A 12308-nucleotide genomic window follows, 5' to 3' on the forward strand; every position below is an offset into this window, starting at 1 on the left:
CACAATTATTTTATATAATTTTTAGATTTACACTGAGAGCTTACGATCCATAATGCTTGCTGTAACAATATAAAGTACCACTGTAAGTACGATATAATAAACAATTGAGCATATTGTTTTTTCTAATGAATAGCCTGTAGCAGTACCAAAAATCATATTAGTGGAACAATAAAATATCTTTTCGATTATGTAAGTGACTACAAGAAAAACAATAAAGCTGATAAAGCCATTAAACTTTCTACCATTTAAAAAGCTTGCACTTAAAACAACTGCAAAAAATCCCACCATAATAGTGAATACCCAAGATACAATTTGTTCAGCACTTGATATGGCAACATTGAAAAAATCAAGCTGGTAATCTTCACCAAATTCTCCCAAAATAGCATTTATGATATTAAACATATCCTTTACTCCTTTGCTTTTAGCAACCCACAATGTAATATCTCCTATACCAATTAACAGGAACATAGCACTAAAAAGTAAGATAGAACCAAAGTTTTCAATAATCTTTGCTCCAAGGATTTTAAATGTGCTATTTGGTGTCATAAAAAGCATATAGCTTTGTTTAGTATTCAAATCTTTATGTAAAATGAAAATACTAAGAACACCAATAATAAAGATGGAACAAATTGTAATAAATGTTAAAAATACCGCACTTGAAAGTGCCACATCATCATTTCCAGAAATAGCACCCACTAAAAACATCACTTCAAAAATTGCAGTGATAGCAAGAATTATCGCCTTTACCATCCAGCTTTTTCTAAATTCGTATTTAATCAATTTTCCCATTACTGAACACCTCCAACTTCAATTCCTGCAAACACCTGTCTATATTTGTCAGCTAATGAAATACCATCAACAGTTCTTAATTCCTCAACATCAACTATTCCTGCAAAATGTGCTTCCTTAATAAAAATAGCCTTGTCAACTACAGCTTCCAGTTCCTCTACCAAATGACTAGAGATTAATAAAATCTTGTTTTCCCCTGCTGCCTGAAGAATCATGTTCATTACAGAATCCCTTGCAAGTAAATCAATTCCATTTAGAGGCTCATCTAACATATATACACTAACATCTCTTGCCATTGTAGCTGCCACCTTAAGCTTTGCCATCATACCAGATGAAAGTGACTTAACCTTTAGCTTCTTTTCAAGGGTCATCTGCCCAATCATGTAATCATATCTTTCCATAGAAAAATCTTTGAAAAAATCCTGATAATAATTTCCAACATCACCTACAGTCATCCAATCATAAAAATATGGTTCTGTAGACATATAGGCAATATCATTTCTTGTTTCGATACCAATTGGCTCACCGTTGTATCTAATCTCTCCGAAGGTAGGCTTAATCAGACCTGCTGCCATCTTCATCCATGTTGTCTTTCCACTTCCGTTAGGTCCTAAAAGTGCATATATGTGACCTGGTTCCAGCTGCATGTTAATGCCATCTACAGCAACCTTTCCCACAAACTTCTTAGTCACTTCAATACTTTCTAGCATAGCTATTCCTCCTTTTGCTTTAGAAGCTCTATTGCTTCATCAATTGAAATACCAAGCTCACCTATTGATTTTACAAATATATCAATTGCTTCCTCAGCCATCTCTTTTTTTAGACCAGTTATTATCTGCTCATCCTCGGTAACAAATGTACCCATACCACGCTTGGTGTAACATACACCCTCTCGCTCCAGCTCCTGATAAACACGAGCAGCTGTATTAGGGTTAATGGTGTATTCCACTGCCAAATCACGGCTGGATGGTAGCTTTTGCCCACAGGTAATCCGCCCATTAATAATATCTGTCTTGATCATATTAATTACTTGTAAATAAATAGGCACCTTTGAATCATATTGCATATTCACACTCCTCCTATTCTGTCTGCACTACTGTACTATATGAATAGTACACTATGTCAATATTACTGTCAACACTTTTTCTAAATGAAAAATTTTTTAAGTCATGAGAATCGATAGACAAAATCAAAATCCCACACATTTCTTTTAAAAGAAGTATTATAATGGAACTTGGATTCTAAGTTTCCTTCTGAAACTAGAATCTTATATCATAGGTTTTTGTTTTTCATCAGAAAAACAAGAACCGGACATAGACCAATATTTTCTGAAAGAAAATATTGCTTGGCGAAGCCAAGTTCTTGTGGGCTTTTTCCTTAAGTAGCCCACAAGAAGTCATCAACAATTAAGGTATTGGAGGAAATGAAATGAAAAAGCTTTTTAAAGAAATTCCCATTACAGATATTGGAAATATAAAAATCGGCCAGGTTGAAAATGCAGATGCTGGCACTGGTGTTACTGTTATTATCGCACCTGACAGTGCTCCATGCGGCTTAGATATAAGAGGTGGCGGACCTGCCAGCAGAGAATCCGGCCTTATGGACCCACTTGCAGCTGCAGAGGTAATACATGCAGTTGTTTTAGGTGGTGGTTCTGCTTTTGGTCTTGATGCAGCTGGAGGTGTCATGAAGTACTTAGCCGAGAATGGCATAGGTTTTCCTGTAGGTGATGTGGTTGTACCTCTTGTTTGCCAATCAGATATTTTTGATTTAGGCTATGGCAAAAACAATGTGTATCCTGATAAGGATATGGGCTATAAAGCAGCTTCACTTGCTTTTGAGGGTGCCGCTGGTAATTTTAAACCCGGCAACTTCGGTGCAGGCTGCGGCGCTACTGTAGGAAAGCTTCTTGGTCCAGACCGCTGCACCAAATCTGGAATTGCTAGCTATGCAGTAGCTTTGGGTGATTTAAAGGTTGGAGCAATTGTTTGCACTAACGCCGTTGGTGATGTTTACGATTATCTAGACAGCAAACGCATCGCTGGTGTATTAAATGCTGATGGTTCTGCACTTAATGATATTTCTTGCGAAGAGCTTATGTATGACATGGTCGCTAACCCACCTGCTGATTTTGCTGCAAACACAACTATCGGTATCGTATTTACGAATGCCAAATTCAATAAAACTCAGCTTTGCAAGCTAGCCGGCATGACTCACGATGCCTATGCCCGCTGTATCCGTCCTGTACACACATCTATGGACGGTGACAGCATCTATGCCATATCACTTGGCTTGGTAGACGCCTCTCTTGATGTAGTTGGAACTCTTGCTAATCAGGTAATGTGCGAAGCTATTAAGAGAAGCGTTAATGTATAGACATTTTTTCATTATAATAACAAAGAACCGGAGATTTCCTATCTGGAATTCTCCGGTATTTTTATTGGTATATAATCTCTTATACTTTTAAATTAAAAAGAGGCTAACCAGTTCGTTAACCTCTTATTATTAATCTTCTTTATATTCAATTATATCTGTAACACCACAATCTAGAATAAAACACAAAGTATCAAGCGTTGTAGTCGTTATAGGCTTACCATGCTTCATCCTGTTAATTGTATTTGCTGATATACCATTTTTATATATCAGTTCATATTCAGTTATCCCCTTTGACAATAACGTCGCATAGAATGGTTCATATGATATCATCTTATTTTCCTCATTCATACTTTACCATTATCAATAGATTGACTATGCTCAATATATTGACTATAATATTAATTATCAGAATATTCTCAATTCTATAGGAGGGGTTTAAAATGAGTGAAACAAAAATTTGTAAGTATTGTAAAACTGAAATTCCAAAAGATGCCAAAATCTGCCCTAATTGTCGAAAGAAACAAAAAGGTCCTGTTGGCATTATTATCGCTGTTGTTGTAGTGCTGCTTATAATTGGAGTTGCAGCTGGTGGTGGAAATGATAACTCAGCAACTTTAGGCAATGGCTCATCTACTTCGCAAACTTCAAAGAATGAAGCTACTACACAAGAATCCTCAAGTGATACAGATACTGTTGAAACAGCCTCTGAACCAGAGATTGAATATCTACCAGTTACTAAAGAAGAACTAAGTAATGCATTACATGATAATGCCCTAAAAGCATCAGAAACATACAAAGGGCAGTATTTAGAAGTTTCTGGCTATCTTGATGTTATTGATAGTAGTGGAAAATACATTTCACTTAACTCAGGTGAAGAGGATTATTCATTTGTTAATGTTCAATGTTACATAAAGTCTGATGATCAAAAGACAACTATTATGGATTTAAGTAAAGGTAGTTCTTTAACTATTAAAGGAAAATGTAAAGATGTAGGTGAGTTGATGGGCTATTCTATCGATATAGATGAAATAATTGTTAATTAATTGAAATAGGAAACATAAAAAAGAGAGCAACCTCTTAACTATGTTGCTCTCTTTTAATGTATAGGATAGATAATTCCAGCTACAGAAGTAAACCTCAATCTTAATTAAGTGGCGTAGGTTGTATTTATAAATCTAAATTGTTATAACCCCTGAACAATAAGTCTTCTTTTCATATACAAGATTTGGGAAATCTTTTTTTAATTCGTCGATGACGAAATATATTTCATCGTCATCCCAGTCATCACCAGCCTCTGCCTTACATTTTTCTAACTCAGCTCTAGTTTCAAAAGCTACATCTCCTATTAGAATTTTGCCACCTTCATTCAAATGACTTAATAATTCATGAAAGAAGGCAACTTTTTGTTCATCATCTAGATGGTGAATTGAATATGTTCCAATTATATAATCAAACTTGCAGTTGTTTAGTTCCTTCACTAAACCTTTAGAAAAATCACCTTGATATAAATTTGCATTTGGCATTTTTTTCTTTGCCAGTTCAATCATTCTTTGAGAAAAATCTTGGCCATATACGTTGCAGCCATACTCATAAAGCTTTGTTGTAAGAGTACCTGTTCCAAATCCAATATCTAAAACACAAGGATTCTTTTGGGAAACTATTTCTTGAAAAATATCACCAAGAACCGCCTTATATCCTGCAAAAGGATATGAATTAGCTTCTTCTGATAAACCTACAGCCTTATCGTATCCATCTGCCCATAAATCAAAACCTTTGTTATCTAACATTTTGTCGCTCCCTTTCAGTTTAACTACGCTGTCATTTAACGCTTTAATATTACTATAGTATATAGCTAAATAACAAGTTGCTATTGAATTATATACAATATTTTTTCTTAAGCTGGTAAATTATAAATACCTTTTTATCATAAAATTCAATTCTTTAACATCTAATCCATCTCCACCAGTCTCGAATGTAAACAACAGCTTCTGCCCATACTCATATCCTAGTTCACGATACTTAGCAATCTTTCTTATTGCTGCTGTGGCATACTCTGGCTTGTCCATCATTCCAAAATGCTCGTAATAAAAAGTCTCTCTAGTAGCCACGTTTAGCAGAGCAAAATCCGGATGCAACCCCTTTCTATTTAACTCACAGCTCGGCTCATACACATACGGCACCTTCTCCTTCGCCAGCTTATCCGCAATTATCTTCTCTGACTTAGACCTAACATGCTCCCCATTATCCGTATAATACGGCGTCTCCACTGGATACCTCTCCTTAAACGCATTCCCCTCCTCCCCCGCGAAGGCCCCCTTCCAGTTTATGATGAAAACATCATCATCTACATAATCGCTTTCTATCAATGCTTTTCTCTCTGGCGAAAGCTTTGTATATAAATCACTTTTTCTATTCTTGCTATAACAGCCTAATACCGCATCTATTTTCCCAAGACGAGAAACAACATCCATATATAGCTTCCTGTCATATTCAGCCTGCGCAAGCTTCTTAGCAATATCTATATCACTTTTCCTAATAAAATCTTTTTCTATTTCATCCTTGCCTGCCAGCTTATGGCATCTGTAATATTGAACATATTTCCCTTTATTCTTCTTAATTTCCAAGTAATACCCATCATCCCCAACAATAACTTGCTCTAATCTCTTTTTCTCAATGATAAGCTGCTTTCTCTCTTCACTTAAAACATCAATAATAACTTTACTCATAATACTCCTTTTCTCTTTAGTTCCATTTCTTTACCACTGAATTTCGGCTTTCACGTTTTCCAGTGGTAATCTCCTTTGACTTTTACCACTGGATTTCAGCTTTCCATTTTCCAGTGGTAATCTTCTCTGACTTTTACCACTGGATTTCAGCTTTCACGTTTTCCAGTGGTAATCTCTTCCGACTTTTACCACTGAATTCCGGCTTTTCACGTTTTCCAGTGGTAATCTTCCCTGACTTTTACCACTGGATTTCAGCTTTCCCATTTTCCAGTGGTAATCTTCTCTGACTTTTACCACTGGATTTCAGCTTTCCCATTTTTCCAGTGGTAATCTTCTCTGACTTTTACCACTGGATTCCGGCTTTTCCGTTTTCCAGTGGTAATCACCTCTGACTTTTACCACTGAATTTCAGCCTTTCCATTTTCCAGTGGTAATCTCTTCATAATCTCCAGTCTACCACCTCCCCAAATAGCCAGGGCTAGTGGTAAAGGCCCTACGCAGGTTCAAGTCCTGTCACCAGCCTAGAACCCCAGGATCAAAAAAATGTCCGCTCCTTTCCCTATAAATATTCCTCTGTCACCCTGCCCTCGCTAAAAAAGGGTAACAAAATAAACCTTATCAGCTTAGTTGCACTCTAAGTGATACGGTACGTCCAACTTACCATGAAAAATGCCATCGAAATGATAGCTATTAGAATGTTTAGCCTAACTAGAAAAGTGTAGGCAAATTATAAAAAGATTTCCCCGTTCTCTTATAACAATAAACAAAAAACTCACATACCTGTGTATGTGAGTAATGCGGGTGACAGGACTTGAACCTGCACGGTCGCCCACTAGAACCTAAATCTAGCGCGTCTGCCAATTCCGCCACACCCGCATAAATCAAGGCAATGATTATAAAAATCTACCGCCTCGAGTCGGCTCATCGACATGCATTAATATATCATACTCCCCACCCAAAAGCAACAAAAAACTGCCAAAAATTTGGCAGCTTTTTGGAATTAAAATATTTAATTATTATGATGGCTTGCGCCTTTAAGTCGAGCCATGGCCCGGGCCATATTTGCAATAGAAATCTGGTGTTCAATATAGCTTTGCTTTTGTTGTAATTCATCCTGGGCGCGCTCTAGGGCTTCCTTTGCACGGAAGGTATCAATATCCTCTGGCTTCTCGCAAGAGTATGCCAATACCTTAACGCTTCCATCTGGATACACGCTAAGCAAACCGTCTGAAATGATTGCTCGTTGCCAAGTTCCATCCTCTAGCTTAAAACGAATCTCGCCAATGTCTACAACACCTGTCATCTTTTCATGATGATTCATGATGGCAACTTCTCCATCATCGGCAGGATATATTAGCATCTCGCTTGGTCCATCATAAAACACGCCATCACAAACTATTATTTTAAGATTAAATAATGATGCCATAAGCTACTCCTTTGCAAGCTCTGCAGCCTTTGCCTTAACATCCTCTATTGTTCCAACATTGAAGAAGGCTGCCTCTGGGTACTCAGCCATTTCGCCATCGAGAATTGCCTTAAAGCCCTTAACTGTCTCCTCAACTGGTACAAATTGTCCCTTTACGCCTGTAAAATTCTCAGCTACTGAGAATGGCTGTGAAAGGAAACGCTGCACCTTTCTTGCACGGTATACAGTGATTTTATCCTCATCAGAAAGCTCTTCCATACCAAGGATTGCAATGATGTCCTGTAATTCCTTGTACTTCTGAAGAATCTCCTGAACACCGCGGGCTATTGCGTAGTGTTCCTCACCAACCACATCTGGCTCAAGGATACGTGATGTAGATTCAAGTGGATCAACGGCTGGATAAATACCCTGCTCTACAATCTTTCTTGAAAGTACTGTTGTAGCATCCAAATGTGAGAAGGTTGTAGCTGGAGCTGGGTCTGTTAAGTCATCAGCAGGTACGTATACAGCCTGAACTGATGTGATTGAACCACTCTTTGTAGATGCAATACGCTCCTGTAGCTCACCTAAATCGTTAGCAAGTGTTGGCTGATAACCAACGGCTGATGGCATACGTCCAAGCAAGGCTGAAACCTCTGAACCAGCCTGTACAAAACGGAAGATGTTATCAATGAAAAGAAGTACATCCTGATGCTTAACATCACGGAAGTATTCTGCCATTGTAAGTCCTGTTTCAGCTACTCGCATACGTGCTCCTGGTGGTTCGTTCATCTGACCAAACACTAGGGCTGTTTTATCAAGAACTCCTGAATCTCCCATTTCTGTCCATAGGTCATTACCCTCACGGGAACGCTCTCCTACACCTGTAAAGATTGAATAGCCACCACTTTCTGTAGCTATATTGTGGATAAGCTCCTGGATAAGAACTGTTTTACCAACACCAGCACCGCCGAATAGACCAACCTTTCCACCCTTAGCATAAGGAGCAAGTAAGTCGATAACCTTGATACCTGTTTCCAGCATTTCTACTACTGGGCTCTGGTCTTCAAATGTAGGTGGCTCACGATGAATACACCAATGCTCACCTTCATCAAGCTTCTCGCCATTATCAAGAGTGTCACCCAGTACATTGAAAAGTCTGCCAAGAGTCTGTTCACCTACAGGAACTGATATGCCAGCACCTGTTGCAACAACCTCCATGTCACGGCAAAGACCTTCAGATGGTGCAAGCATGATACATCTAACAACATTGAAGCCGATGTGCTGGCTAACTTCCATCACTCGCTTCTCGTCGCCAACCATTACGTATAATGCATCTCTGATAGCAGGTAAATCATTGCTTCTAAATTCAACATCCACAACAGGTCCTGAGACCTGTACGATTTTTCCTTTTAATTGTGACATATAATTTCACCTCTCATTTCCAAACAAAAACTGCTTAGAAATAATTATTTATTCTGTAACTTCTTCTTTTCTTTTTTCTTCTTAAGTGCCTTAGCTCCGCCGATTACCTCGGTGATTTCCTGTGTAATCTGAGCCTGACGCACTCTGTTGTATTCTATAGATAAATCATGAAGCAAAGCCTTGGCATTATCTGTCGCAGATTGCATTGCCATCATTCTGGCATTTTCCTCACTGGCTGAACACTCTACAAGTGCGCCATAGCAAAAGGCAGTAAAATGATTATGCACAAGCTTTTCAAGTACTTCCTTAAGAGATGGATAAAATGGAATGAAATCATCTCCATGAGATATTGCCTCCATTTCATAATTGTTGATTGAATGAACGTGTTTAACGCCAGCCTTCATTTCCTGGGCTGCCTTTGATACACCTTCTTCATCAGCGGCTATCTCCTGGGCCTGCTCCTTAATAAACTTGTGGGTTTTCAGAGGAAGCAAACGCTCTACACAAATCTCTTCTGTAATAGAATTAAGCATCTTTGTATAGATTACATCTATCCTGTCTAGTTCACCCTTGTTGTACAAATCAATCATATACTCTGCCATTACTCTGGCACGATGCATTGTAGGATTGTTTGATGAAAACCTAAACTTTTCGTCAACATTATATCCACCGTTCTTAAAAAATGCCCGACCAACTTCACCTACAACAAACAGTGTACATTCATCACCCTCAGCCATACCTTTGATTCTATCTACGGTAGTTTTGATGGCATTGTGGTTGTATGCTCCTGCCATACCTTTGTCACCGGTGAATACGATGATTCCATGCTTCTTTGTAGTCTCATGGTCATCTTCTATACGGTTATCAAAATAGATATGTCTGATGTCTGGAAAATGTGCTAAGCATTCAGCTAATCCAATCTGAGTGCCTTGAAAGAAAGGTTCAGTCTCTTCTAGCTTCTTTTTAGCTTTTCTAAGCTTCATAGATGACATCATGTACATGGCTCTAGTAATCTTCATGGTATCCTGAATACTATTTATTCTATTTTGGATTTCCTTTGTACTAGCCATAAGTTACTCCTGATTCTTCTTAAATTCAGTGGCAGCATCGATAATCGCAGACTTAGTATCCTCTGACAAATCCTTTGTAGATTCAAGAGTGCTTATGATTTCTGGATGCTCTGTCTCAAAGAACTCTAACATATCTGCCCTGAATTTCTTAATATCCGAAAGAGCTACATCACTGAAAATATGAGCATTTGCAGATACTAAAATAATTACCTGCTCTGCCATAGTAAATGGTCTGCCTAAAGGCTGCTTTAAAAGCTCCATAAGAGCACGTCCATGGGCAAGCTGCTTCTGAGTTGCTTCATCAAGGTCTGATGAGAACTGTGTAAACACTTCCATTTCACGGTACTGTGCAAGGTCAATACGAACTGAACCTGCGGCCTTTTTCATAGCCTTGGTCTGAGCAGCACCACCTACACGGGATACTGAAAGACCTACGTTTACCGCTGGACGCTGACCGGCGTTGAAAAGCTCTGACTCAAGGAATATTTGACCATCTGTGATGGAAATAACATTTGTAGGAATGTAAGCTGACAAATCACCAGCCTGTGTCTCGATGATTGGAAGGGCTGTAATAGAGCCACCTCCTGCCTCATCTGTAATTCGTGCACTTCTTTCAAGCAACCTTGAATGGAGATAGAATACATCTCCAGGATATGCCTCACGTCCAGGTGAACGCTCCAAAAGAAGTGAAATGGCACGATAAGCAACTGCATGCTTTGACAAATCATCATAAACAATAAGAACATCCTTGCCGGAATACATAAAGTACTCTGCAAGAGCAGTTCCTGCATAAGGTGCGATATACTGCAAAGATGCTGAATCTGATGCAGTAGCGTTTACGATGATTGTATAATCCATGGCACCGTGTGCTTTTAATGTGCTAACAAGCTTTGCAACAGTAGATGCCTTCTGACCAATTGCAACGTAAACACATATAACATCCTTACCCTTTTGGTTGATGATTGTATCTGTGGCGATAGATGTCTTACCTGTTTGTCTGTCTCCAATGATAAGCTCACGCTGACCACGTCCGATAGGGAACATTGAATCAATTGAAAGCAAACCTGTTTCCATAGGAACGCTTACTGATTTTCTATCAACAATGCTAGGGGCTGGACACTCGATTGGTCTGTAACCATCCTCTTCAATCTCACCAGCTCCATCAAGTGGTGTACCAAGGGCATCAACAATACGTCCAAGGAAGCCGTTACCTACTGGAATACCAGCCATCTTACCTGTACGAACTACACGTGAGCCCTCTTTGATAAGTGTGTCGCGGCCAAACAGGATAACACCGATTTCATCACGGCGCACATCCTGAACCATACCCTTGACACCACAATCAAAGATAACAATCTCACCGTAGAATGCGTGGTCAATACCATCGATATTGGCAATACCATCGCCAACCCATGTTACGATACCAACCTCGTTATCCTTAATCTCCAGCTCGAACTCATCCACGCTAGACTTTAGGATTGAAAGAATGCTTTCATCAACAGATGAAACACCAACTGCTGCATCAATCTTTGTGGCTAACTGCTTGATACGTCCCTGCTCACTCCAGTCATACTCCTTTGTTCCAACTGAAAGGACAAATCCGCTCTTAAGTGATGGGTCACTTACAAGCTCCACCTGAATATCAGCATTACCTGTTTCCTTTGCAAGGAAGCGCTTGATGCCATTAAGCTGCTCATCAGTAGGTGCAGTCACATATCTAAGCTTAGCCTTTTCTACTACCTCTGACTTAGCTGCAAGGCTTTCTTCAAAGGCCTCTTTAATATCATTAAATAAATCAAAATCACCGTTTGAGCATAGAAGCTTTAAGAAGTTTCTAATCTCATGTGGGAAGATGCTATCAACTACAATGCACTTCTTTGAAAGCTCCACTGTAGGATTGTTCAGCTCCTCTCCAACTGCAGGCACAGCTTCAAGAATAGAAGCGGCAGACTGCAAGAAAACTTCTGCATTAGCTATGCTATGCAAGCCACGGGCGTATTCTAAAGTTTTTTCTGTCACTTTTACTCACCTGCTTTACCAATAAACTCATCAAACAAGTTGCTATCAACCTCTGCACCTGTCTGACCTCCAACAACCTTTGTTGTTGCATCAACAATAATATTTGCAATTTCCTTCTTAGCGCTGGCAATAATCTGTTCCTTCTCACGATTAGCCTCGGTAGCTGCTGCAGTCTTGATTTCTGATGCATTAGCTCTGGCCTCAGCAACGATATGCTGATATTGCTCGTCTGCGCTCTTTCTTGCTTCGGAAAGTATCTGCTTCTTTTCCTGTTCTACCTGAGCAATCCTCTCATCACATTGAAGTGATTTAGCCTCAGCCTCATCTTCCTTTGCCTGCGCCGCCTTGAAGGCCTCATTAGCCTCCTCCTGACGCTTTGCAATTATGGCCGCAATAGGTTTGAAGAAGAAAATTCTGAATGCTATGAACAGAACAAGAAGATTTACTACTGTCCAAAGAATATTCCAAAATGAAACTGTAATCATTTTTTAATCCTCT

The 12308-nt window shown here is 39.1% G+C and carries 13 protein-coding genes and 1 tRNA gene; 2 read left to right on the forward strand and 12 right to left on the reverse strand.

The genetic code is table 11. The features are described 5' to 3' along the window. Positions 1 to 27: 27 nt before the first annotated feature. The 3 genes from IJ535_RS07550 to IJ535_RS07560 are packed head-to-tail and all read right to left on the reverse strand — an operon-like array spanning position 28 to position 1855. The gene (locus IJ535_RS07550) at positions 28 to 789 is read right to left on the reverse strand and encodes a hypothetical protein (protein ID WP_294300853.1); all 762 of its coding nucleotides are present in this window, start codon (positions 787 to 789) and stop codon (positions 28 to 30) included. Next, positions 789 to 1499 (reverse strand): ABC transporter ATP-binding protein, encoded by a 711-nt coding sequence (locus IJ535_RS07555; protein WP_294300856.1) that lies wholly within the window; start codon positions 1497 to 1499, stop codon positions 789 to 791. The genes IJ535_RS07550 and IJ535_RS07555 overlap by 1 nt, the downstream gene beginning before the upstream one ends. 2 nt (positions 1500 to 1501) lie before the next feature. After that, the gene (locus IJ535_RS07560; protein ID WP_294300859.1) at positions 1502 to 1855 is read right to left on the reverse strand and encodes a GntR family transcriptional regulator; all 354 of its coding nucleotides are present in this window, start codon (positions 1853 to 1855) and stop codon (positions 1502 to 1504) included. Positions 1856 to 2217: 362 nt separating this feature from the next. Between IJ535_RS07560 and IJ535_RS07565 the strand changes: the two genes are divergently transcribed. Beyond that, on the forward strand, positions 2218 to 3165 hold the full coding sequence (locus IJ535_RS07565; protein WP_294300860.1) for a P1 family peptidase: 948 nt from the start codon (positions 2218 to 2220) through the stop codon (positions 3163 to 3165). Positions 3166 to 3294: 129 nt separating this feature from the next. Here the strand turns inward: IJ535_RS07565 and IJ535_RS07570 are convergent, their stop codons facing one another. After that, complete coding sequence (locus tag IJ535_RS07570; protein WP_330619538.1) at positions 3295 to 3513, reverse strand: helix-turn-helix domain-containing protein; 219 nt, start codon at positions 3511 to 3513, stop codon at positions 3295 to 3297. Positions 3514 to 3605: 92 nt separating this feature from the next. Between IJ535_RS07570 and IJ535_RS07575 the strand changes: the two genes are divergently transcribed. Further along, positions 3606 to 4208 carry an OB-fold protein gene (locus IJ535_RS07575; protein WP_294300863.1) on the forward strand — a complete coding sequence of 201 codons (603 nt, stop codon included), beginning with the start codon at positions 3606 to 3608 and terminating at the stop codon, positions 4206 to 4208. Positions 4209 to 4340: 132 nt separating this feature from the next. Here IJ535_RS07575 and IJ535_RS07580 read toward each other — a convergent pair whose 3' ends face one another. The 8 genes from IJ535_RS07580 to IJ535_RS07615 form a co-directional block, all read right to left on the reverse strand. Beyond that, positions 4341 to 4952 carry a class I SAM-dependent methyltransferase gene (locus tag IJ535_RS07580; protein WP_294300865.1) on the reverse strand — a complete coding sequence of 204 codons (612 nt, stop codon included), beginning with the start codon at positions 4950 to 4952 and terminating at the stop codon, positions 4341 to 4343. A gap of 120 nt (positions 4953 to 5072) precedes the next feature. Further along, complete coding sequence (locus tag IJ535_RS07585; protein ID WP_294300867.1) at positions 5073 to 5891, reverse strand: hypothetical protein; 819 nt, start codon at positions 5889 to 5891, stop codon at positions 5073 to 5075. Positions 5892 to 6687: 796 nt separating this feature from the next. Continuing rightward, positions 6688 to 6767 (reverse strand) — tRNA-Leu (locus IJ535_RS07590). A gap of 133 nt (positions 6768 to 6900) precedes the next feature. After that, entirely contained in the window at positions 6901 to 7317 is a 417-nt protein-coding gene (gene atpC, locus IJ535_RS07595) for an ATP synthase F1 subunit epsilon (protein ID WP_294300870.1), read from the reverse strand. A 3-nt stretch (positions 7318 to 7320) separates the two neighbouring features. Continuing rightward, a complete protein-coding gene (gene atpD / locus IJ535_RS07600; RefSeq protein ID WP_294300874.1) occupies positions 7321 to 8721 on the reverse strand; it encodes a F0F1 ATP synthase subunit beta in 1401 nt (466 codons plus the stop codon). Between the two features lie 44 nt (positions 8722 to 8765). Next, a complete protein-coding gene (atpG, locus tag IJ535_RS07605) occupies positions 8766 to 9791 on the reverse strand; it encodes an ATP synthase F1 subunit gamma (protein WP_294300876.1) in 1026 nt (341 codons plus the stop codon). Between the two features lie 3 nt (positions 9792 to 9794). Then, positions 9795 to 11810, reverse strand: a complete 2016-nt coding sequence (gene atpA, locus IJ535_RS07610; RefSeq protein WP_294300878.1) for a F0F1 ATP synthase subunit alpha — start codon at positions 11808 to 11810, stop codon at positions 9795 to 9797. A gap of 2 nt (positions 11811 to 11812) precedes the next feature. Then, positions 11813 to 12295 carry an ATP synthase F0 subunit B gene (locus tag IJ535_RS07615; RefSeq protein ID WP_294295147.1) on the reverse strand — a complete coding sequence of 161 codons (483 nt, stop codon included), beginning with the start codon at positions 12293 to 12295 and terminating at the stop codon, positions 11813 to 11815. Between the last annotated feature and the right edge of the window lie 13 nt (positions 12296 to 12308).

The organism is Pseudobutyrivibrio sp., from assembly GCF_017471675.1.
Lineage (GTDB): Bacteria > Bacillota > Clostridia > Lachnospirales > Lachnospiraceae > Pseudobutyrivibrio.

Coding starts and splice junctions, on each gene's coding strand:
- IJ535_RS07550 (WP_294300853.1), bottom strand. CDS start 789: ATGGGAAAATTGATTAAATACGAATTTAGAAAAAGCTGGATGGTAAAG.
- IJ535_RS07570 (WP_330619538.1), bottom strand. CDS start 3,513: ATGAATGAGGAAAATAAGATGATATCATATGAACCATTCTATGCGACG.
- atpC (WP_294300870.1), bottom strand. CDS start 7,317: ATGGCATCATTATTTAATCTTAAAATAATAGTTTGTGATGGCGTGTTT.
- atpD (WP_294300874.1), bottom strand. CDS start 8,721: ATGTCACAATTAAAAGGAAAAATCGTACAGGTCTCAGGACCTGTTGTG.
- IJ535_RS07615 (WP_294295147.1), bottom strand. CDS start 12,295: ATGATTACAGTTTCATTTTGGAATATTCTTTGGACAGTAGTAAATCTT.
- IJ535_RS07555 (WP_294300856.1), bottom strand. CDS start 1,499: ATGCTAGAAAGTATTGAAGTGACTAAGAAGTTTGTGGGAAAGGTTGCT.
- IJ535_RS07575 (WP_294300863.1), top strand. CDS start 3,606: ATGAGTGAAACAAAAATTTGTAAGTATTGTAAAACTGAAATTCCAAAA.
- IJ535_RS07565 (WP_294300860.1), top strand. CDS start 2,218: ATGAAAAAGCTTTTTAAAGAAATTCCCATTACAGATATTGGAAATATA.
- IJ535_RS07580 (WP_294300865.1), bottom strand. CDS start 4,952: ATGTTAGATAACAAAGGTTTTGATTTATGGGCAGATGGATACGATAAG.
- IJ535_RS07560 (WP_294300859.1), bottom strand. CDS start 1,855: ATGCAATATGATTCAAAGGTGCCTATTTATTTACAAGTAATTAATATG.
- atpG (WP_294300876.1), bottom strand. CDS start 9,791: ATGGCTAGTACAAAGGAAATCCAAAATAGAATAAATAGTATTCAGGAT.
- IJ535_RS07585 (WP_294300867.1), bottom strand. CDS start 5,891: ATGAGTAAAGTTATTATTGATGTTTTAAGTGAAGAGAGAAAGCAGCTT.